The 19,811-nt window shown below is 70.8% G+C and carries 20 protein-coding genes and 2 pseudogenes; 14 read left to right on the top strand and 8 right to left on the bottom strand.

Features of this window, described 5'->3' with window-relative positions; translation table 11 throughout:
- Positions 1-205: 205 nt before the first annotated feature.
- Positions 206-532: pseudogene (locus NV348_RS06380) on the top strand (transglycosylase family protein); the annotation flags it as partial.
- A 91-nt stretch (positions 533-623) separates the two neighbouring features.
- Here the strand turns inward: NV348_RS06380 and NV348_RS06375 are convergent.
- Both NV348_RS06375 and NV348_RS06370 read right to left on the bottom strand, forming a co-directional pair.
- On the bottom strand, positions 624-1,118 hold the full coding sequence (locus NV348_RS06375; protein WP_447146160.1) for a DoxX family protein: 495 nt from the start codon (positions 1,116-1,118) through the stop codon (positions 624-626).
- A 29-nt stretch (positions 1,119-1,147) separates the two neighbouring features.
- Entirely contained in the window at positions 1,148-1,900 is a 753-nt protein-coding gene (locus NV348_RS06370) for a dioxygenase family protein (RefSeq protein WP_447150955.1), read from the bottom strand.
- Positions 1,901-1,994: 94 nt separating this feature from the next.
- Here NV348_RS06370 and NV348_RS06365 point away from each other — a divergent pair, with 94 nt between their 5' ends.
- Positions 1,995-2,447 carry a MarR family winged helix-turn-helix transcriptional regulator gene (locus NV348_RS06365; RefSeq protein ID WP_447146159.1) on the top strand — a complete coding sequence of 151 codons (453 nt, stop codon included), beginning with the start codon at positions 1,995-1,997 and terminating at the stop codon, positions 2,445-2,447.
- Here the strand turns inward: NV348_RS06365 and NV348_RS06360 are convergent.
- Positions 2,444-3,691, bottom strand: a complete 1,248-nt coding sequence (locus NV348_RS06360) for a PucR family transcriptional regulator (protein ID WP_447146158.1) — start codon at positions 3,689-3,691, stop codon at positions 2,444-2,446. The genes NV348_RS06365 and NV348_RS06360 overlap by 4 nt on opposite strands.
- 191 nt (positions 3,692-3,882) lie before the next feature.
- On the opposite strand from NV348_RS06360, the gene NV348_RS06355 reads away from it, so the two are divergent.
- Positions 3,883-5,043: an esterase/lipase family protein gene (locus tag NV348_RS06355; protein WP_447146157.1), complete on the top strand. Its 1,161-nt coding sequence runs from the start codon at positions 3,883-3,885 to the stop codon at positions 5,041-5,043.
- A complete protein-coding gene (locus NV348_RS06350) occupies positions 5,040-6,332 on the top strand; it encodes a lipase family protein (RefSeq protein ID WP_447146156.1) in 1,293 nt (430 codons plus the stop codon). The genes NV348_RS06355 and NV348_RS06350 overlap by 4 nt, the downstream gene beginning before the upstream one ends.
- A 507-nt stretch (positions 6,333-6,839) precedes the next feature.
- Here the strand turns inward: NV348_RS06350 and NV348_RS06345 are convergent.
- On the bottom strand, positions 6,840-7,814 hold the full coding sequence (locus NV348_RS06345) for a cation diffusion facilitator family transporter (RefSeq protein ID WP_447146155.1): 975 nt from the start codon (positions 7,812-7,814) through the stop codon (positions 6,840-6,842).
- Positions 7,815-8,062: 248 nt separating this feature from the next.
- Between NV348_RS06345 and NV348_RS06340 the strand changes: the two genes are divergently transcribed.
- The 4 genes and pseudogenes from NV348_RS06340 to NV348_RS06325 all read left to right on the top strand — a co-directional run bounded on the left by NV348_RS06340 (position 8,063) and on the right by NV348_RS06325 (position 11,606).
- Positions 8,063-9,151 carry a sensor histidine kinase gene (locus NV348_RS06340; protein WP_447146154.1) on the top strand — a complete coding sequence of 363 codons (1,089 nt, stop codon included), beginning with the start codon at positions 8,063-8,065 and terminating at the stop codon, positions 9,149-9,151.
- Positions 9,148-9,816: a response regulator gene (locus NV348_RS06335; protein WP_447146153.1), complete on the top strand. Its 669-nt coding sequence runs from the start codon at positions 9,148-9,150 to the stop codon at positions 9,814-9,816. Before NV348_RS06340 ends, NV348_RS06335 begins: the two co-directional genes overlap by 4 nt.
- A pseudogene (locus NV348_RS06330) lies at positions 9,704-11,194 on the top strand (nitrilase-related carbon-nitrogen hydrolase); the annotation flags it as partial. The gene NV348_RS06335 and the pseudogene NV348_RS06330, both read left to right, overlap by 113 nt.
- A gap of 190 nt (positions 11,195-11,384) precedes the next feature.
- The gene (locus NV348_RS06325) at positions 11,385-11,606 is read left to right on the top strand and encodes an MmyB family transcriptional regulator (protein WP_447146152.1); all 222 of its coding nucleotides are present in this window, start codon (positions 11,385-11,387) and stop codon (positions 11,604-11,606) included.
- Here NV348_RS06325 and NV348_RS06320 read toward each other — a convergent pair.
- Positions 11,575-11,901 carry an SUKH-4 family immunity protein gene (locus tag NV348_RS06320; RefSeq protein ID WP_447146151.1) on the bottom strand — a complete coding sequence of 109 codons (327 nt, stop codon included), beginning with the start codon at positions 11,899-11,901 and terminating at the stop codon, positions 11,575-11,577. The genes NV348_RS06325 and NV348_RS06320 overlap by 32 nt on opposite strands.
- 223 nt (positions 11,902-12,124) lie before the next feature.
- Between NV348_RS06320 and NV348_RS06315 the strand changes: the two genes are divergently transcribed.
- The 4 genes from NV348_RS06315 (at position 12,125) to NV348_RS06300 (ending at position 15,645) form a co-directional block, all read left to right on the top strand.
- Complete coding sequence (locus NV348_RS06315; protein WP_447146150.1) at positions 12,125-12,661, top strand: sigma-70 family RNA polymerase sigma factor; 537 nt, start codon at positions 12,125-12,127, stop codon at positions 12,659-12,661.
- 177 nt (positions 12,662-12,838) lie between these two features.
- Positions 12,839-14,002: an N-acetylmuramoyl-L-alanine amidase gene (locus NV348_RS06310; RefSeq protein WP_447146149.1), complete on the top strand. Its 1,164-nt coding sequence runs from the start codon at positions 12,839-12,841 to the stop codon at positions 14,000-14,002.
- Between the two features lie 223 nt (positions 14,003-14,225).
- A complete protein-coding gene (locus tag NV348_RS06305; protein WP_447146148.1) occupies positions 14,226-14,546 on the top strand; it encodes a hypothetical protein in 321 nt (106 codons plus the stop codon).
- A gap of 73 nt (positions 14,547-14,619) precedes the next feature.
- Complete coding sequence (locus NV348_RS06300) at positions 14,620-15,645, top strand: CobW family GTP-binding protein (protein ID WP_495885080.1); 1,026 nt, start codon at positions 14,620-14,622, stop codon at positions 15,643-15,645.
- 3 nt (positions 15,646-15,648) lie between these two features.
- Here NV348_RS06300 and NV348_RS06295 read toward each other — a convergent pair whose 3' ends face one another.
- The 3 genes from NV348_RS06295 to NV348_RS06285 are packed head-to-tail and all read right to left on the bottom strand — an operon-like array spanning position 15,649 to position 18,333.
- Entirely contained in the window at positions 15,649-16,080 is a 432-nt protein-coding gene (locus tag NV348_RS06295; protein WP_447146146.1) for a molybdenum cofactor biosynthesis protein MoaE, read from the bottom strand.
- Positions 16,073-17,131, bottom strand: a complete 1,059-nt coding sequence (gene moaCB, locus NV348_RS06290; RefSeq protein ID WP_447146145.1) for a bifunctional molybdenum cofactor biosynthesis protein MoaC/MoaB — start codon at positions 17,129-17,131, stop codon at positions 16,073-16,075. Before moaCB ends, NV348_RS06295 begins: the two co-directional genes overlap by 8 nt.
- On the bottom strand, positions 17,128-18,333 hold the full coding sequence (locus NV348_RS06285) for a molybdopterin molybdotransferase MoeA (protein WP_447146144.1): 1,206 nt from the start codon (positions 18,331-18,333) through the stop codon (positions 17,128-17,130). Before NV348_RS06285 ends, moaCB begins: the two co-directional genes overlap by 4 nt.
- 142 nt (positions 18,334-18,475) lie before the next feature.
- Between NV348_RS06285 and moaA the strand changes: the two genes are divergently transcribed.
- Together moaA and NV348_RS06275 are read left to right on the top strand one after the other, a co-directional pair.
- A complete protein-coding gene (gene moaA, locus NV348_RS06280; protein WP_447146143.1) occupies positions 18,476-19,534 on the top strand; it encodes a GTP 3',8-cyclase MoaA in 1,059 nt (352 codons plus the stop codon).
- The gene (locus NV348_RS06275) at positions 19,527-19,769 is read left to right on the top strand and encodes a MoaD/ThiS family protein (protein ID WP_447146142.1); all 243 of its coding nucleotides are present in this window, start codon (positions 19,527-19,529) and stop codon (positions 19,767-19,769) included. Before moaA ends, NV348_RS06275 begins: the two co-directional genes overlap by 8 nt.
- The last annotated feature ends 42 nt before the right edge of the window (positions 19,770-19,811 follow it).

The following is a 19,811-nucleotide window of genomic DNA, read 5'->3' as shown; positions in this document are numbered from 1 at the left end:
CAGTACAGACGCGTCCGTGATCCGGACGTGATCTCAGCTCGCATTCCGGCTACATTCGGTCACGGCTTGAACAACAACCCGAGCCGAATCGAATCGCAGAACACCGGAAAGCCTGCCCCGCGATTTCGAGGATCCCCGACATTACTGAGGGGCAGGGACGCGGTGGATATCATCACCGAGCCGGTGGGCGCAGGCAGGAATCCTTATGTCTTTCAATCGCAAGTTCACCACTCGTGCCCTCGGTTTCGCCGCTGTCGCCGGCGCCATGATCGCCGTTCCGGCCGGTCTGACCACCGCGACCGCCTCCGCGAACAACTGGGACGCCGTGGCGCAGTGCGAGAGCACGGGCAACTGGAACATCAACACCGGTAACGGCTACTACGGCGGCCTGCAGTTCTCGCAGAGCACCTGGGAGGCCTACGGTGGCACCGGCACCGCCGACAACGCCAGCCGCGAAGAGCAGATCCGCGTCGCCGAGAACGTGCTGGCCGCGCAGGGTCCCGGCGCCTGGCCGGTGTGCAGCGCCTACCTGTAAAGCGCGCTGAACTAAGACTTTCCTTGTCGGGAAACGAATAACCCGCTATTCGATGCACACGTCGAATAGCGGGTTTTTTCGTTGAATTTCAATTCCGGGCAATGAGCGTGATACCGCCCACGATCACCGCCAGGGCAATGGCCGCCACGCCGTAGGCGAGCTTGTAGTTGCGCAACCCGGGGACGAACCGGTCGAGCGCGAAACCGCCTGCGCCACTGAGCGCCAGGCTGGTCGCCGCGACGGCCAGGATCACCTCGTACTCGACACCTTTGGGTGCGAAGAACCCGCCCCACTTCACCGAGATCGCGTTGAGCATCGTGCCCAGGATCGCCGCCGCGGCCAGCGGGGTGAACAGGCCGAGAATCAGGCCGATGCCGCCGAGTGTCTCGCTCAGCCCGGCCACCACGGCGAAGGATTCCGCCATCGGATAGCCGCTCGCGGCGAAGAATTTCTCGGTGCCGGACAGGCCGCCGCCGTCGAACCAGCCGAACAGCTTCTGGGTGCCGTGGGCGGCCATGATCGTGCCGACGCCGAGGCGTAGCACCAGCAGGCCGGCGTCGGTGGGGGTGGTCGATGTCGTCATGGCGATGGTGTCCTTTCCGTTGCGCCCGGTCAGCCGATCTGAACCGAGCGTCGTGCCATCCCGAACCAGTAACCGTCGATGACGGTGCGCAGGGAGTCGAGGTCCTCGGCGCCCGCACCGAGGGTGAGGAACAGCGGAGCGAAATGTTCGGTGCGCGGGTGGGCCAGCCGCGGCGCGGGGGCGGTGTGCTCGAAGTCGAGCAGTGCGTCGATATCGCGGCCGTCGAGGGCGCGGCGGCCCCAGTCGTCGAACTCGGCGGTGAACGAGTGCACGTGGTGGTCGTCGGCGGTGAGCGCGCGCAGGTTGTGGGTGAAGAACCCGCTGCCGATGATGAGCACGCCTTCCTCGCGCAGCGGGGCGAGCGAGCGGCCGAACTTCATCAGGTCCTGCGGATCCAGTGTAGGGATCGATAGTTGCAGCACCGGGATATCGGCGTCGGGGTACATCCGGCTCAGCGGCACGTAGGCGCCGTGGTCGAGGCCGCGGTCGGGGGCCTCGGCGACCGCGCCGCCGAGCAGCTCGCGCACCCGGGCGGCGAGCTCGGGCGCGCCGGGAGCGGCGTAGCGCTCGTCGTAGTAGCGCGGGGCGAAGCCGCTGAAGTCGTAGACCAGCGGCACGGTGGTGGTCGCGCCGAGGGTGATCGGCGCCGACTCCCAGTGCGCGGACACGATCAGGATCGCGCGCGGCCGGGGCAGTTCGGCCGACCAGGCGGCGAGCTCGGCGGGCCAGGTGGCGTGGTCGATCAGCGGCGGGGCGCCGTGCGAGAGGTAGAGCACCGGCATGGACACGGTCGGCTCCTTCGGATCGGTGTTGATGTTCAAATTTGAACAATACGCGGTGCGCAGCTATTCCGCCGAAGTGATTAGGGTTTGCGGCATGGAAGAACCCAGGTGGCTCGATGCCGAGGAGATGCGGCTGTGGGTCAGGTTCCTGGCCGCCGGAGCGCTGGTCGACCGCGCGGTGGACCAGCACCTCAAGGGTGAGGGGCTCACCCACACCCAGTACGAGGTGCTGGTCCGGCTCTCCGCCGAGCCCGCAGGCGCCATGCGGATGACCGACCTCGCCGCCGCGATCTACACCTCCAAGAGCGGCCTCACCTACCAGGTGGGCAAGCTCGAGCAGGCCGGCCTGGTGCGCCGCGTCGACGACGACACCGATGTCCGCGGCGTCAACGCCGTGCTCACCGAGGCGGGCCGGGCCAAGCTCGATGCCGTGGCCCCCGGGCACGTCGAGGTCGTGCGCCGCGTGTTCGTCGACGTGCTCGACCCGGCGCAGCGCGCCGCGATCTCCGCGGGCCTCGGCGCCGTCACCGACGGACTGACCCGCTAGACCAGCTGGTCCTCGCCGCGGCGCTGCGGGGTGTCGAGCCGGTGCACGGTGAGTGCGGCGGCCAGCATCCGCGAATCCGTGGGGTCGGCCGGGTCGAGGCCGGTGAGTTCGGCGATGCGGCGCAACCGGTAGGTGAAGGTGTTGGGGTGCACGTGGATCCGGCGGGAGGCCGTCTTGCGGTCGGCGCCGTGGCGCAGGTGCGCCTCCAGCGCCTCGATCAGGTGCGGGCTGCCCAGCAGCGGAATCACCCGCTGCGCCAGGCGTTCTCGCGCCGGGCCCGGCCGGGTGAGCTGATACTCGAGCAGCAGGTCGTCGAGGCGGTAGCAGCCGCCGGGCCTGCCGCGCAGCCGGGCCAGCTCGGTCAGCTCGGTCGCGTCCTTGGCCGCGGCCGGAATGGCGTCGCGGGCGACGCCGGAGAACTCGGCCAGATACACCGTCACGCCGTACTGCTCGGTCAGCCGGGCGGCGAGCTCGTCGAAGCGCTGCGCGTCCACGACATCGGTCTCGGAACTGTTGCTCAGCAACGCGATGCCGTTGGCGCCGTCGAAGGTGGCCGGGGTGGTGGTGCCGGTGAGCTCGTCGAGCGCGCGCTGGAGCACCCGGATCCGGCGGCGGGTCAGCAGGTTGGCCGCGCTGCCGGTGCGGGCCGGTTCGCTCAGATGGATCGCCAGCACCGTGTACTGGTCGGCGAGCACGGTGTCGGCGCGCGCGGCGAGTTCCTCGGCGGGCAGCCCGCGCACCAGCGCCGAACACAGTTCCCGGCGGGCCTCACGCTCGGCGTGGTAGATCGACTGCTCGACCTCGGTATAGGTCTCGACGACGGTCACGTTGATGTGGCGCAGCAGCTCGAGCAGCCCGCTGCCGACCCGGATCAGGTCACTCATCTCCGTGGGCTCGGCCAGCGCGGACGCCTCGGCGAGCACGGCCTGCGCCGACCCGTGGATCGCGCCGATCAGCATCGGCAGCGGCAAACGGTCCTCGGCGTGCCGCTCGGCGACCGGCCCGACGAACGCGGCGACCTCGGCCTGGGTGAACTCGCGTTCGGCGGCGATCGCCTCGAGTACGGCCCGACCGCAGGCGTAGATGGTCGGCAGGACCTCCGCGGTGAAGTGGCCGGGCGGCAGTTCCGCGGGCGCGGTGGCGCCGAGCCCCGCGGCGAGCATGCGCTCGGCGATCTGGGGCCAGCGCGCCAATAGTCGTGCGGTCAAAGCGGGTGGTGCGGAAACGGGGTGTTCGGCGAGCATGACTCGATTGTGTCCGAGAACAGGGCGGCGTGGGCACGTCCCGTCGAGAAGGCACAGATCTTGGTTCCCGCGCCAACAAGCGGCGGGTTTTCTCGGTTCACCGTGCAGTGACAGCGATGTGGCGCCGGTCATAGATTCGCTGAGCGCGTCCGAGCCAACGCAGGCCGACGCGGTTCGAGGAAGTGACCACCATGATTGCAACGACGCAGCCACTGCGCCGCACCCTGTGCGGACTCGGCATCGCCGCGGGCCTCACCGCGGCCGCGGCCCTCGGCACCGGCCCGGCGACCGCCGACCCGGTGCTGGAACCGACCATCGCCTCGCTGGCCGGATACCTCGACGCCGGCATGACCACCACCCCCGACGGTCGTCGCCCCACTGCCATCGCCGACACCGGCAGCGCCTCGGGCAGCAGCTCGGGGTCCTCGGGCAGCCGGGCCTCCGACGCCGTCGGCGAGGGGCCGGCGATGTCGGCCTACCTGCCCGCCTTCGCCTACGGCCTGCTACACCCCGACGCCGCGCCGCCCGGCGCCAATCGCTGGGACTGCACGCCGAGCGCACAGCACCCGCGCCCCGTCGTGCTCCTGCACGGCACCTGGCTCAACGCCTACGACACCTTTTCCTACCTCTCGCCGCGCCTGGCGCAGGCCGGGCATTGCGTGTTCACCCTGAACTACGGCAAGTCGGCACTGCTCGAGGGCGGCGGGCTCGGCGCCGTGCTGCCGGGCCGCTACGGCGTGGGGCCGATGGCCGACTCGGCGAAGCAGGTCGCGGCTTTCATCGAACGGGTGCGGACGGCGACCGGCGCCGACCAGGTCGATATCGTCGGCCATTCCCAGGGCGGCACGATCGCCAACCACTACCTCAAGTTCGACGGTGGGCAGGGCAAGGTCGGCACGCTGGTCACCTTCGGCGCCACCCACCACGGCACCGCGCTGCTCGGCATCGCCACGCTCGGCCGCATGATCAACAACGCCGGCATCGACATCCTCGGCTTCTACCGGCCGATCATCGGTGTCGCCAATGTGGAGCAGGCCATCGGCTCGCCGTTCTACACCACCCTCAACGCCGCCGGTGACACTGTGCCCGGCGTCGCCTACACCGTGGTGGGTTCGCGCTACGACGAGGTGATGAACCCCCTCGACCTGGCTTTCCTGCGGGCTGGACCCGACGCGACCGTCGACAACATCGCCCTGCAGGACGGGTGCGAGCAAGACGTCTCCGACCACCTGACCATGATGTACTCGCCCCGCGCCGCCTCGATCGCGCTGCGGGCCCTCGACCCGGCCGGCAGCCCCGCCTTGACCTGTACGTTCAACCCCTGGTTCTTCGGTGGCGGCGGCAGCCTATGAGGATCGACGCGCCTGCCCTGACGCAGTGGAGTACCGCGCCACTGCTCCCGCCCGACGACCCGTTCTATGCCACCCCGCCCGGCGCCGAACTGCTCGCGCCGGGCACGGTGGTGCGCTCGCGTTCGGTGGAGCTGGCCCTGTTCGGACTGGTGCGGCAGCGGATCGTGGCCTGGCAACTGCTGTATCGGACCTGCGACCTCGACGGTGCGCCGGAGGTGTCGGTGACCACGGTGCTGCTGCCGTGGGGCGCCGACCCCACGCGTCCACGACCGCTGATCTCCTTCCAGTGCGCGATCGACGCCGTCGCGCCGCGGTGCTTTCCCTCCTACGCGCTGCGGCTCGGGGCGAAGACCACCGGCTCGATCGCGCCGCTCGAACTACCGATCGTGGCGATGGCGCTGAAGCAGGGGTGGGCGGTGTCGGTGCCCGATCACGAGGGGCTCGGCGGCCGGTTCGGCGCCGCCCGCGAGCCCGGCTACCGGGCACTCGACGGGATCAGGGCCGCGCTCGGTTTCGTGCCGCTCGGCCTGAGCCCGTCGACGCGGGTCGCGCTGTGGGGTTACTCCGGCGGCGGCCTGGCGACGGCGTGGGCAGCGGAGCTGGCCGCCGACTACGCGCCGGAGCTGAACATCGTCGGCGCGGCGGCTGGTTCGCCGGTCGGTGATCCGGCGGCGGCGTTCGTCCGCCTCAACGGCGGCTGGTTCGCCGGGTTCCCCGCCGCCTTCGTCGCCGGTCTGCGTCGCGCCTACCCCGATCTCGACCCGGTCCTGGACGACCACCTCGACGACCGGTACCGCGACCTGCTCGGCGAGGCCGAAGCGCGCACCACCTTCGCGCTGCTGTGGCGTTTCGCCCGCCGTGACGTCGCCCGGCACCTGCGCGACGGCCTGGCCGGCCTGCTGGCCGAACCGGCCCTGCGCCGCATCCTCGCCGATATCGAGCCCGGCACCAGGGCGCCCGCCGCCCCGCTGCTGGTGGTGCAGGGCGTGCGCGACGAGGTGATCGCCGTCGCCGACATCGATGCCCACGTCGAGCGCTATCGCGCGGCGGGCGCCACGGTCGAGTACCTGCGGGTGCGCCGCGGCTCGCATCTGCCGCTGGAGTTCCTGGTGGTCCCGGTCGTGCTCGCCTGGCTGGCCGACCGGTTCGCCGCCCGTCCGGTGACGTCGGGGACCGCCACCGTCGGCTCCGTCGCCCGGGACGGCGCCGCGCTGCGCGCCCACCTCGGCTTCCTCGCCCTGGTCGCGGGGATGTTCGGCGGCAGGCCCATCCGCGGCGACGGCGAATAGGTGTGACCATATGTCGCGCTATGTATTCGTGATCTGTGCCCCTATTTCCCGGGGCATCGGAAATTCGGTCTTATCGGATGAGCGCAACATGAATCTCATGCGATTCTCATAGTCCCCTCAGGAAAGTCAGGTATTCCGGCAAAACCGCAGGTAGTAATAGGTTTCTATGGGCCATTGTTATGAGGGTCACGAAATCCGGAATTTCGTAACTCACGGCGTTCGGGCGTCGATAGGTCATCTGTAAGCCAGCTCCGGCTGGGCCTATGCGAGAAACAGAGGAATTATTATGATCCCCGTTATCATCGACACCGGTAGCGCCGCCCTGAACGGCCTCTTCGACACCCTCGGCGCCGCACTGCACGGCCTGGTCGACACCCTGTGGACCGGCTCCTTCGGCGGCTGAACAAGCCCTCCAGGTCGATGAAACGACCGGGTCCGCCCTGACAGCGTGACCGACGAGAAGGCCCCGCACCTTTCCAGGTGTGGGGCCTTCCCTCGTTCGCGGGATCAGTGCGTGTGTGGCGCCTGCGCGGTCGAGACGTGCTTGGGCCCGTGCGCCTCGCTGCAGTGGCTGTCGTCGTCCGTGGCGCCGATCCCGATGACCGCGGGCCGGGCGTGGTCGACCTGGAGGGTGACGTGCTCGATGTGGTGCTCGTGGTCGAGCATGTGCGCGATGTCCTCGCGGACCGCGTGGCAGTCGTGCCCCGGCCGCACGAGCACGTGCGCCGAGAGGGCGGGGGAGCCGGAGGTGATCTCCCAGATGTGCAGGTCGTGCACCTCGGTCACGCCGTCGCGGGCGGCCATGTCGCGACCGATCTGCTCGGGGTGGAGGTAGTCGGGCGCGGCCTCGAGGAAGATCCGGCTCGACGCCCGGATCAGCCCGATGCCCGCCTTGATCATCAGCGCGACCACGATCAGGGTCGCGATCACGTCGGCCTGCACCCAGCCGGTGAGGATGATGATCAGGCCCGCCACGGCGGTCGCGATGAAGGCGAACAGGTCGTTGAGGATGTGCTGGTAGGCGCCCTCGATATTGAGGCTGGTCCGGTCGGCGCGGCTGATCATCCAGGTCGCCAGGACATTGACCGCGATGCCGATCAGTGCGGTGATCAGCACCAGGGCGCCGTGCACCTCCGGCGGCTCGAACAGCCTGCGGATCGCCTCGTAGCCGAGCCACAGCGCGAGCAGCAGCAACGTCAGGCCGTTGGCCTGCGCCGACAGGATCTCCACCCGCTTCCAGCCGAAGGTCATCCGGCCGGTGGCCGGGCGCTTGGCGAGCCGGATCGCCACCAGGGCCAGCACGATGGAGGCGGCGTCGGTGGTCATGTGCGCCGCGTCGGAGAGCAGCGCCAGCGAATCGGCCACGATGCCGACGATCACCTCACCGATCAGGAAGATGACGATCACCGCCAGTGCCCCGGCCAGCCAGCGCTTGTCGCTGTCGGCCGACACCCCGTGGTCGTGTCCGTGTCCTGCGCCCATCGTGTTCACCTCTCCCTGCGGTTCGATCGGTCGCTATCGTATGCACACATCGCTATGTATGCAATTCGTTCTTGATTCGCTCTGGCCCGAGATGGCGTTATCGCTGGTCACCGGCCTGTGGCCGCCAGTTCCTCCGGTCCGGATCCAGCCTAGGCCCGCGAGCGCTGGCGTGGGGAACCACCGCGCGGTGCCGGAATCACTCTCGCGAGGGAGGCGCGACGCGTGGTCGCCGGTCAGACTGGATCGTCGTGGACCTGTCTCGGAAATCGCCGGAACCGATCGATGCGCTGATCGCCGCCATCGTCACCGCGGTGACCGTCGGGCCCGTCGTGGTCGCCGGTGCGGCGTGGTGGATCGTCGGGCTGTCGGTGCTCGCCTCGGTCCCGGTGCTGTGGCGGCGCCGGGCTCCGCTGGCCACGCTGGCGGTGGTCGGTCCCGCCATCACCGCGCTGGCCTGCGCGCACGCCATGCCCGTGCTGCCGTTCGGCACCGTCGTTTGCGTGTACACGATCGCCGCCTACTGCCGGGCGACCGAGCGTCGGATCGCGTTCGTGCTGGTCGCGGCGGGAATCCTGGTCTCGCTGCTGGTACCGCACGAATCCGCCGACTCCTACGGCTACGCCGCGATGTCGTTCCTGACCGCGTGGGCGCTCGGCGCCGGTGTGCGGGCTCGGCAGGCCCAGATCGACGTCCTCGCCGAGCGGGCCCGCCGCCTCGACGAGGAGCAGGCGACCGCCGTGGCCAGGGAACGGCTGCGCATCGCCCGGGACATGCACGACGGGCTCGCCCACACCGTCGGCGCCATGATCCTGCGCGCCGAGACCGGCCCCCTGCTCGCGCTCCCGACCGCCACCGACGCCGCCTTCGCCGCGATCGCCGATGACGGCCGCGCCGCCCTGCGCGAACTCCGGCACAGCATCGGCGCCCTGCGCGACGGCGACGACCTGCCGCACCCACCGGGCGTGGCCGCCGTCGCCGATCTCGTCGCGCGGGCCGAGCGCGGGGGACTGGTCGCGCGCTACGCCGAACACGGACAGCGCGCCGTGATCGCGCCGCAGACCGAGGCCGCAGCCTATCGGATCGTGCAGGAAGCGCTCACCAACACCGGCAAGCACGCGCGGGCGACCCGGGTCGACGTCGCGCTGCGCTGGTCGCCGGACCGCCTCGGGGTCAGCATCGTCGACGACGGCATCGGCACGCCCCGATCGGACACCACCGGCTTCGGCCTGCTCGGAATGCGCGAGCGCGTGCACGCCTGCGGCGGCGTGCTCCGGGCGGGGCCGACCGCCACCGGATACGCCGTCGACGCCGAACTGCCACTGGCGCACGGGAAGTGAGCATGCGGATACTCGTCGTCGACGATCAGGAGCTGTTCCGCACCGGCTTCCGCCTGATCCTGGAAGCCGAACCCGACATCGAGGTCGTGGGTGAGGCGGCCGACGGTATCGACGCCGTGGCCGCGGCGCGCCGGCTGCGGCCCGACGTCGTGGTGATGGATATCCGGATGCCCCGGCTCGACGGCGTCGCCGCCACCGCGCGGATCTGCGCGGACAGCGAGGCGAAGGTCCTGGTATTGACCATGTTCGACATGGACGACTACGTCTACGCGGCACTGCGAGCGGGCGCGAGCGGATTCCTCCTCAAGGACGCGCGCCGCGCCGAACTCGTCGCCGCGGTCCGCGTCGTCGCGGCGGGGGAGGCCCTGCTCGCACCGTCGGTGACCCGCCGCCTGATCGCCGAGATCGCGCGCACCCGTCGACCGGATGCCACGCCTCACCTGGCGGCCCTCACCGCCCGCGAACGCGACATCCTGCGCGAGCTCGCCGCGGGCCGCTCGAACGCGGAACTGGCCGCACGCCTGGTGGTCACCGAGCACACCGTGAAAACCCATGTCAGCTCGGTCCTGTCGAAACTCGGATTGCGCGACCGGGCGCAGGCGGTGGTGTTCGCCTACGAATCCGGGATGGTGGCGCCGGGCGACAACGAGTTGCCAGGACGCTGATCTCCCTCGCGCGGGGGAGGCGGAACCGCTCGTCCGGGCGATGTGCGAGATGCCGGACACCGCCCACCATCGAGCGGTGACTATCTCGACGAAAAGATCTGTACACGTGGGTATCTGGTGTGCAGCCACGGCGATCTCGGCGGCGCTGTGGGCGATGGGAACCGGCCTCCATCCGATCCCCCTGGTCGCGTTCCTCGCGCCCCTCCCGGTGCTGTGGATGGCGCCGCGCTACTCCGGTCCGGCCGGGTACGCGGCGGCCGTGCTGTCCTGGCTCGGCGGGACCGCCCGCTACTGGCCGTATTTCCTCCAGACGCTGGAACAACCACTGACCGCCGCCGCCGTGCTGCTCGGCGGCAGTGCCGTGGTGTACGGCGCCTGCTTCCTGCTGTTCCGCATGCTGCTCGCGCGCCACCGGATCGGACTCGCAGCGCTCGCCTTCCCCGCCGCCTGGACCTGCACCGAATATCTGTATCGCCTGGTCGGAGGGGTCGGCGCATGGTGGAGCATCGGCTACTCCCAGTCAGAGATCGGTCCGATCGTGCGGATCGCGGCGGTCACCGGCGTCGCGGGCATCAGCTTTCTCTTGCTCGCCGTTCCCGCCGTCGTCGCGGCCGTGACGGCGCCGGGAGAGCGAAACGCGTGGCCGCACCCGACTGTGGGTGGCATGGCCGTGGCGGTCGCGGTGCCCGAGGTGCGAAATATGCGGCGGTGCTGGATCTTCGGTGTTGCGGTTGTGATGGCTCTCGGCGCCGGCGGAGCAGGTGCTCTGTACTCGGCCGCCGAGGGGTCCGTCGTCCGAGTCGCGCTCGTCGCGCTGGCGCAACCGCCGATGTACGTCCCCGTCGACTCCGCGCCCGGCGTGGCGATGATCGCGGAGGCGGTGACGATGGTCGAGCGCGCGACCGATCAGGGCGCCGACGTCGTCGTGTTCACCGAGAAAGCCTGGCATGCAACACAATCCGACATCGCTCTGCTGAGCGGTCCACTCGACGAGGTCGCCACGCGGCGCGGGGTACACGTGGTGGTGGGGCTGGAACTCGAGCAATCGGACGGCACCGTCAATGCCGCCATCGCCTATCCGGGCGAAACCGTCTACGCGAAGCGGCATCTGGTGCCCGGCCTCGAATCCGGATTGCAGGCAGGCCGGCGCGTGGTGCCGGTTCCCGGCCGCCCGTGGGCACTCGCGATCTGCTTCGACCTCGACCACCCCGACCTCGTCCGCGAGAACCGCGCGAACGGGGCGACCCTGCTGCTCGCCCCTGCCCTGGACTTCACCGTCGACCACTGGCTGCACAGCCGCATGGCCGTCGTCCGGGCCGTCGAATCGGGCATCGCCATCGCCAGGCCGGCGCAACTCGGCGAACTGGTCGGCGTCGACGCGCGCGGCCGGATCGGCGCCTCGGTCCAGGCTGACATCACCGAAACCCGCATGGCCATAGCCGATCTCGGCACCAGCGCGGTCGCTACGCCGTACGCCCGGTGGGGCGATTGGTTCGGCGTGCCGGCTCTCGTGCTCACGGTGCTCGGCGTGCTGGTCGTTATGCGCCGTCCGGTCACGGCCGACGGCCATGCGGCGTCGGGAACTGGCGGTGCGGGCACTGCTGAGTCGATTTCGCGGGATCGTCGGCAGCACGCCCGACGATGCTCCTCTCGCGGGACTCGTCGCCGAGCTCGCCGCGCACAGTGCCGAGCTCCGCACCTGGTGGTCCAGTGGCCGGCCACCGACGACGACCTGCGCCGGGTGCGCGCGCTGCCCGATCAGTCGTCCTGATCGGGCCAGTCGTCGATGACGACCACCCGGCCCGCCTCGTACTGATCGGCGATCACCCCGCAGGGGTAGGTCGGCCAGTACGACACCGCGCCGGTCGCCTTGTCGATGACGTACACCGAACCGCCCACCGGCAGGGGCCGATCGACGGGCGCGTGTAGCGGCCGGACCTCGTAGACGACGAAGCCGCTCGCGAATTCGACGATGTGCCGGTCGGCGTCCGGGATCGGGGGTGGTAGATGGCCTGCCGCGATGCGGGTGGCCTCGGCCCGGTCGACCGGCGTCTGCGCGTCGGTCGGATATGCATGGATGTCCACGTTTCTCGCTCCTCGTCGCGATTGTCGTCGCCGATCCCCGCTCGCGTCGGCGAATGGGCGGATGTGGGCGGAAGAGGGCGAGCCCGGCGGCCCTGCTCCCCCCTCCTGGAGCAGGCCCTGGCCGGGCTCGCGAAATGAGTGTCGCGTCCGGGGCCAGCAGGATTCTGAAGAGCCGCTTAACACCGTTCGTTGTCATCGGGGCCGCGCGCGGCGATAACCCCATATGAAGGACAACTCCTGTGGTGCGCACTGCGCGCGCCTGTGTACCCCCGACGGGCTGGCCGAGGTGCTGGCCGCCGACCGTGGCCTGCTGCACTGGCGGGCGATGCGCAGCCTGGGAGATCGCGGCCTGGCCGAGCATGCCGTGCAGGAGACGCTGCTGCGCGGCTGGCGGTCGTGTCGCGACTTCGACGTGCGCAAGGGCAGCGTGCGGACCTGGCTGCTGGCGATCGAGCGCAATGTCGTCGTCGATATCGTGCGGGCCCGCGCCGTCCGGCCCGGTGACGTCGGCTGGGACGACATCACCGAGGTCGCCTGCGTCGGTAGACCCGACTTCGCCGACGGGCTCGTCGACGGGCTGCTGGTCGATCAGCTGCTGGCCCGGCTACCCGAGCCGCAGCGGGCCGCGGTGGTCGAGGTGATCCTGCACGATCGCGGCTATCGGGAGGTGGCCGCGGACTTCGGGGTGCCGGTGGGGACGGTGAAGACTCGCGTGCACTACGCGCTGCGTTCGCTGCGTCAATTGCCCGAGGTTGCCTGATCCGGTCGACATCGCCCGTGATCTGGGCGTATGACCAGCGCTAACCTGCGCTTTTCTCCTGTCACATTTCGGTAACGGTGCTTGCTCTGTAGTTGCTCACGTTGCAAGAGTGAACCACTGGGTTTGGTGTTACCAATGGGAAGGGAGGGGTGCTCCGTTCCGGAGCACCGACCGAACATGCAACCAAACATCATCAAGGCCGGTCTCTGCTCCACCGTCTCCGCCGCGGTCGTCCTGTCGCTGACGGGACTGGTGCCCGCGACGGCACACGCCGCGCCGGAACCCGCCGCCAGCGACCAGCTCGCAGGCAAGACAGTCTTCCTCGACCCCGGCCATCAGGGGTCGGCGCATTCGGAGGATCTGAGCCGCCAGGTCGACAACGGGCGCGGCGGCACCAAGGACTGCCAGACCACCGGCATGACCTCGCTGAACGGCATTCCCGAGCACACCATCAACTGGAACGTCACCCAGCTGGTGAAGGCATCGCTGCAGGCGCTCGGCGCCGAGGTGGTACTCAGCCGCGCCGACGACACCGGCTGGGGCGGCTGCGTCGACGATCGCGCCCGCGCCGCCAATCGGTCCGGCGCGTCGGTCGCGGTGAGCATCCACGCCGACAGCGCCCCCGCCGACCAGCGCGGTTTCCATCTGATCGTGCCGCAGCTGCCGATCCCCGACGCGATCGCCGATCAGGCGCAGTCCGGTGGGGGCCGGGCCGTGTCGACGGCGGTGCGCGACGCCTATCTCGCCTCCGGCTTCCCGTCCGCGACCTACGCGGGCGTCAGCAACGGGCTGCAGACCAGGGCCGATGTGGCCGGGCCCGCGCTGACCCAGGTGCCGCTGGTCTTCGTGGAGATGGGCAACGGCGCCAACCCCGAGGACGCCGCGCTGCTCGAATCGCGGGAAGGGCAGCTCAAGCACGCTGTCGCCATCGCGACCGGCGTGGTGGGCTTCCTGCTGAACAAGCCGACCGCCGCGGCGGTGCCCGCGTCCGCGCCGGACTCGAAGCCCGCGGATGGCCGTGTCCCCGCCGCGACTCCCGCTCCGACGCCGGAACCGGCCGCAGCGCCGACCACCCCGGCTCCGCAAGAATCCACCCCGGACCCCGCCGACCCGGCCCCCGCGCCGCAACCGAAAGCCGCCGATCCGGCCCCGGCGCCGAATTCGGCCGACACCGCTCCGGCGCCGAGCAGCGAATCCGAATCCGGCCGACCCGGCCCCGGCGCCCGACCCGGACCCCGCCCAGGCGCCGGAACCCGACGCGGCGCCGGGCACGCCCGCTCCGGCGGGCGCGCCGCCGAACCCGGCCGACGCCCCCGCTCCGGCCCCGGCTCCACCCGCTGACGCGCCAGCGCCCGCCGCGGCCCCGGAACCGGCACCCGACGGCGATCAGCCGCCGACCACCGAACCGACCCCAACTCCGGCGCCCGCCCAGCCCGCCGCGATCCCGGCCCGCGCCCCGCTCGGCGACCCGGTCTCCGCCGAGCCCCGCCTCCCCGCCGGTTCCAGCGGACATCTGGCCTTCCCCGGCGGTGCCCCGGATCAGGCTCCCGCCCAGCAGCCCCGGGTGGCCCCGAAGCCGCCGACCGGCTCGGGTGGGCACCTGGCGATCCCCGGCGCCGCCGAGGTGCGCACCGCCGCGCCCGGCGCTCCGGCGGCACCCGCGCCAACACCGCGCGAACGCGGCACCACGCCGAAGAACCAGCAGCAGTCCACCCCGGACGAGTCGGCCCCCGACCTGAGTTCGCTCGGCGGCCCGATCCTCACCGTGATGAACATGCTGATGCCGCTGGCCAGGGCACTCGGCATGGACAACACCGCCATCACCAGCCAGCTGATCAACCTCGCCTACACCCTGGTCGGCCTGGTCTTCGGCCCGACGAAGTAACCGCACGCGTTCGCGGCCGCCGACCCGCCCTGGGGCCGGCGGCCGCGGCCGTTCGGGCACAATCGACACAGTGATTCCTGTGGTGATCGTTGCGGGGTTTCTCGGGTCGGGAAAGACGACCCTGCTCAACTCGCTGTTGCGCAACAACCGGGGCACCCGGATCGGGGTGGTGGTCAACGACTTCGGTGCCGTGAACATCGACGCGATGCTGGTGGCGGGCCAGGTCGACGCGATGGTGTCGCTGGGCAACGGCTGCGTGTGCTGCGCGGTCGACGTCTCCGAGCTCGACGACCTGTTCGCGACGCTGGCGCAGCCGCGCAGCGCCGTCGACGTGATCGTGGTGGAAGCCAGCGGGCTGGCCGAGCCGCGCAACCTGATCCGGATGGTGGTGGCCAACCCGAATCCGCGGATCGGCTACGGCGGGCTGGTCGAGGTGGTCGACGCCGAGCTGTTCGGCGCGACGAGCGCGCAGCACCCGGAACTGATCTCGCACCTGCGGCTGGCCGATCTCGTGCTCGTGAACAAGGCCGACCGGGTCTCGGCCGAGGCGCTGGCCGACCTGCGCGCGCAGGTGACGGGCTGGGTGGGCCAGGTGCCGGTCTACGCGACGACGCACGGCCGCGTCGATCCCGGTCTGCTATTCGACGATCGGGTGCTCGCGGAGCCGAAGGTGGCCCAGCAGCTGAGTTTCGACTCGCTGCTCGACGAGCACGATCACGATCACGACGACCCGGCGCACCGGCACCTGCACGACGAGTACGTGTCGGTGTCGTTCACCAGCAAGCGGGACCTGGACCCGCGCGCCCTGATCGCTTTCCTGGAGGATCCGCCGCCCGGCCTGTTCCGCGCCAAGGGCTGCGTGGCCTTCGCGGTGGCGGGGGAGCGGCGCAAGTTCGAGATGCACCTGGTCGGCAGGCATGTGGTGTTCACCCCCGGCTCGTGGGGGCGCGGTGAGGAGCGCGTGTCGAACCTGGTGCTGATCGGCACCGGACTCGACGAGGCGGCGGCGCTGGAACGCTTGCGCGGCACCGTCTTCGAAGGTGACGACTTCATGGACGAGCAGGCCATGCTCGGCGTCTGGCGCTACACCCCGCAGTGAGGCTCAGCCGCAGGCGTTGACCCATTCGGACAGGCCGTCGGCGAACAACTGCCGCTTCCAGATCGGCACTTCGTGCTTGATCCGGTCGACCAGCTCGGCGCAGACAGTGAACGCCTCGGCCCGATGCGGCGCCGCGACCGCGACGACGATCGCCAGATCGCCGATGGTGAGCGAGCCGATGCGATGACTCGCTGCCACCGGAAGCCCGTGCGCGGCAGCGACTTCGGCGCAGATGTCGGTCAGGAATCGCTCGGCCTGGGGGTGCGCCGAGTACTCGAGGGCGGTTACCTCCTGGCCGCCGTCGTGATTGCGCACCTTGCCGGTGAACACCACGACGGCACCGAATTCCGGTCCGTCGACAGCGTTTTCGACGGCGGTCGGGTCCAGCGCCTGGTCGCTGATCGCGGTCAGGCGCACCGCGCCGTGGTCATTCATGGTCGCCGCCTCCGGCTACTTGCGCGAGCAGATGGTTCAACAGGGGTTCCAGGACCGCGATCCCGTCCTTCACCCCGCCGGGCGAACCCGGCAGGTTGACCACGACGGAGCGGCCCGCCAGCCCGGCCACGCCCCGGCTCAGCGCCGCGAGCGGGAATTTCGCCGTGCCGCGCTGCCGGATGGCGTCGGCGACGCCGGGCAGTTCGCGATCGAGGACGGCGCGGGTGGCCTCGGGGGTGGCATCGGTGGGGGAGGCGCCGGTGCCGCCGGTGGTGATCACCAGCGCGGGCGCGCCCGTGAGGGCATCGGCCAATCCCGCCGCGATCTCGGCGTCGGCGTAGACGAGCGGTCCGCGTACCGAGAACCCTTGTGCGCCGAGCCATTCGGCGAGGACCGGGCCGGTGGTGTCGACGCGGGTGCCCGCCGCGGCGCCGGTGGAAGCGACCACGACCACGGCTGTCCGCGCATCACTCGCGGAGGCCGTGTGTCCGGTCGCGGTAGCTGTCGCCGAAGCGGCTTCGGTGGGTGCCGTGACCGGTTCGGTAGCGACCCGGCTCGGGGTCGCGCCGCCGGGTCGCGCCTCGGGCCGCACCCAATGCCCGTGCTTCCCACCTTCTTTGGTGACCAGCCGCACCCCGTTCAGCACCGCCGCGGGATCCACCGCCTTCACCATGTCGTGCAGGGTGAGCCCCGCGACGGCGACCGCGGTCAGCGCCTCCATCTCGACCCCGGTCGGCCCGGTGGTCTTCGCGGTCGCCTCGACCGTGATGGTCGTCTCGGTGAACCCGAACTCCACCTTCACCGACGACAGCGCCAGCTGATGGCACAGCGGAATCAGCTCGGAAGTCTTCTTGGCACCGGCGATTCCGGCCAGCCGCGCCGTCGACAGCACATCGGCCTTGGGCATCCCCTCGGCCCGCACCAGCGCGACGACCTCGGCGGTGGTCTGCAATTCGCCTGCGGCGACAGCGATCCGGGTGGTGTCGGCCTTGCCGCTGACATCGACCATGCGCGCCCGACCCTCGCGGTCGACGTGGGACAACTCGCTCATAGCTTCAAGATTCGCACAGGGGCACCCGCGGGCAGCGAGGTGACCTCGGCGGGCACATCGACGAGCACATCGGCCCAGGCCATGCCCGCGATGAGATGGGAACCGGGACCCGAGACCACCTCGACGCCGTCGTCGGTCAGCAGGCCGCGCAGATACTGGCGCCTGCCCGCGGGCGAGCGCACCGGCGTCAGCAGGGTGACCTCGGCGGTGGCGGGCGCGGGCAGACCGCCCAGGGCGCGCACCACGTCGCGAGCGAAGACCGTGTAGGACACGGTGGTGCTCACCGGATTGCCGGGGAAGCTCAGCACCGGCACGCCGTCGACGACCGTGTACCCCTGCGGTCCGCCGGGCTGCACGGCGACCGAACCGAAGGTGCCGCCCAGGGGTTCCAGCACGTCCTTGACGACCTCGAAATCGCCCTTCGACACCCCGCCGGAGGTGAAGACCAGATCGGCGGCGGCGACGGCGGCGCGCAGCACGGCGGTGAACTCCGCCGGATCGTCGGTGCTGTGCGCGACCTCGACGACGTCGACGCCGTCGGCCCGCAGAGCCGCGGCCAGCGCGATCCCGTTGGAGTTGTAGATCTGCCCCGGCGCCAGCTCGGTCCCGGCGGGCCGGAGTTCGTCACCGGTGGTGACGCAGACCGCGCGCAGACGGCTCAGCACCGGCACGGTCGGCAGACCGACGGCGGCCAGCGCGGCGATGTGCCGGGGCGCGAGTACCGTGCCCGCCCGGGCGACCAGCGCACCGGCGCGCACATCCGTGCCCGCTTCGCGCACGAACTCCCCGATCGCCCGTCCTCGCTCGACGACGATCCGGCCCTCGCCGGCCTGCACGTCCTCGACCGGGATGACACAGTCGGCGTCGGGCGGGATCGGCGCACCGGTCATCACTTTCAGCACCGAGCCGGCGGGCAGCGGCTCGGCGCCCGGCTTGCCCGCCGCCACGACCCCGGCGACCGGCAGGGTGACCGGGGTCACCGCCACGTCGGCGGCGCGCACCGCGTACCCGTCCATCGCCGAGTTGCGGAACACCGGCAGATCGATCGGGGACAGCACGTCGGCGGTCAGGACGCGGCCGAGCGCGTCGGGCACCGCGACCTGTTCGGCCGGGCGGTCGGCGAGCGGGGCCAGCAGCGCGGCGACGGTGTCGCGGTACTCGTCGACGCTGCGCGCCGACGCGGTGGCGGGCCGGGGAGTCATGCTGCCAGCCTAATCGCCGTCCGACCGGCGGGTTCGGCCCGGATCGCTCACCGCCGACGGGCGCGGGCGGTGAGCTGTCGACTTCGTGACGGATCGGTGCTCCGGACGGTTCGGGCCGGGGCCGACGGGTCATACTGTAGAGATGACGCTGGTCGAAATGGGGATTCCCGCTGTGCGATCGGAGCGGCCTTCCCTCGACGGCCGGCCCGAGACGCCGCTCCTCGTCGACCGCTTCGGCCGGGTCGCGCGCGATCTGCGCGTCTCCATCACCGAGAAGTGCTCGCTGCGCTGCACCTATTGCATGCCGGAAGAGGGTCTGCCGCCGATTCCGCGCGAGGAACTGCTCAGCGCCGGGGAGATCATCCGGCTGGTGACGCTGGCCGTGCGGGAGTTGGGCGTGCGCGAGGTGCGCTTCACCGGTGGCGAACCGCTGATGCGCCGCGAGCTCGAGGAGATCATCGCGGGCTGTCACGCGGCGGTGCCCGAGACCCCGCTGGCCATGACGACCAACGGCGTCGGCCTCGAACACCGCGCCCGTGCCCTGGCCGAGGCCGGACTGAGCCGGGTCAATGTCTCGCTCGACACGGTCGACCGGGTCGATTTCACCCGGCTCACCCGGCGCGACCGGCTCGAGTCGGTACTCAACGGCATCCGCGCCGCCCGCGATGTTGGGCTCGCCCCGGTCAAGGTGAACGCGGTGCTGATGCGCCAGAACCTGGCCGGTGCGCCGGACCTGCTCGCGTGGTGCCTGGCCGAACAGTGCGAGCTGCGCTTCATCGAGGAGATGCCGCTCGACGCCGACCACGAGTGGGCGCGCACCAACATGGTGACCGCCGCCGACCTGCTCGACGTGCTCGGCGAACGGTTCACCCTCACCGAGGCGGGCCGCGCCGACGCCTCGGCGCCGGCCGAGAAGTGGCTGGTCGACGGCGGCCCGGCCACGGTCGGCATCATCGCGAGCGTCACCCGCAAGTTCTGCGACAGCTGCGACCGGACCCGGCTCACCGCCGACGGCATGCTGCGCTCGTGCCTGTTCAGCGACCAGGAGTTCGACGTGCGGACCGCGCTGCGCGCCGGTGCCGACGACGACGAGGTCGCCGAGCTGTGGCGTGGCGCGATGTGGCAGAAATGGGCCGGTCACGGTATCGACGCCGCCGGTTTCGTCCCCCCGGAACGCACGATGGGAGCCATCGGTGGTTGAGGTCCGCTACTTCGCCGCGATCGCCGACGCGGTCGGCAAGAACACCGAATCACTCGACCTGCCCGCCGGCGCGACCGTCGCCGACCTGCGTGCCTCCCTGGCCGCCGCCTACGGCACCGAGGTCGACTCACTCGTCGGTGTCTGTGCCTTCCTGATCGGCGACGAACTCACCCGCGACCCGTCGGCCATACTCGGCGACCGCGTCGACGTCCTGCCCCCGTTCGCGGGCGGCTAGCCGGATGTTCAGAGCGCGGCTCCCGACGTCGACACCTCTCTC

Source organism: Nocardia fodinahabitans, assembly GCF_052983615.1.
Note: the sequence above shows the minus strand (reverse complement) of the source record. Positions and strands in the feature narration are given on the sequence as shown.

Bases quoted from the DNA above. Each gene is read 5' to 3' on its own strand.
- NV348_RS06350 (WP_447146156.1), top strand. From the start codon at position 5,040: ATGAGGATCGACGCGCCTGCCCTGACGCAGTGGAGTACCGCGCCACTG.
- NV348_RS06355 (WP_447146157.1), top strand. From the start codon at position 3,883: ATGATTGCAACGACGCAGCCACTGCGCCGCACCCTGTGCGGACTCGGC.
- NV348_RS06325 (WP_447146152.1), top strand. From the start codon at position 11,385: ATGCGGCGTCGGGAACTGGCGGTGCGGGCACTGCTGAGTCGATTTCGC.
- NV348_RS06365 (WP_447146159.1), top strand. From the start codon at position 1,995: ATGGAAGAACCCAGGTGGCTCGATGCCGAGGAGATGCGGCTGTGGGTC.
- NV348_RS06370 (WP_447150955.1), bottom strand. From the start codon at position 1,900: ATGCCGGTGCTCTACCTCTCGCACGGCGCCCCGCCGCTGATCGACCAC.
- NV348_RS06285 (WP_447146144.1), bottom strand. From the start codon at position 18,333: ATGACTCCCCGGCCCGCCACCGCGTCGGCGCGCAGCGTCGACGAGTAC.
- moaA (WP_447146143.1), top strand. From the start codon at position 18,476: ATGACGCTGGTCGAAATGGGGATTCCCGCTGTGCGATCGGAGCGGCCT.
- moaCB (WP_447146145.1), bottom strand. From the start codon at position 17,131: ATGAGCGAGTTGTCCCACGTCGACCGCGAGGGTCGGGCGCGCATGGTC.
- NV348_RS06310 (WP_447146149.1), top strand. From the start codon at position 12,839: ATGCAACCAAACATCATCAAGGCCGGTCTCTGCTCCACCGTCTCCGCC.
- NV348_RS06315 (WP_447146150.1), top strand. From the start codon at position 12,125: ATGAAGGACAACTCCTGTGGTGCGCACTGCGCGCGCCTGTGTACCCCC.
- NV348_RS06295 (WP_447146146.1), bottom strand. From the start codon at position 16,080: ATGAATGACCACGGCGCGGTGCGCCTGACCGCGATCAGCGACCAGGCG.
- NV348_RS06345 (WP_447146155.1), bottom strand. From the start codon at position 7,814: ATGGGCGCAGGACACGGACACGACCACGGGGTGTCGGCCGACAGCGAC.
- NV348_RS06375 (WP_447146160.1), bottom strand. From the start codon at position 1,118: ATGACGACATCGACCACCCCCACCGACGCCGGCCTGCTGGTGCTACGC.
- NV348_RS06360 (WP_447146158.1), bottom strand. From the start codon at position 3,691: ATGCTCGCCGAACACCCCGTTTCCGCACCACCCGCTTTGACCGCACGA.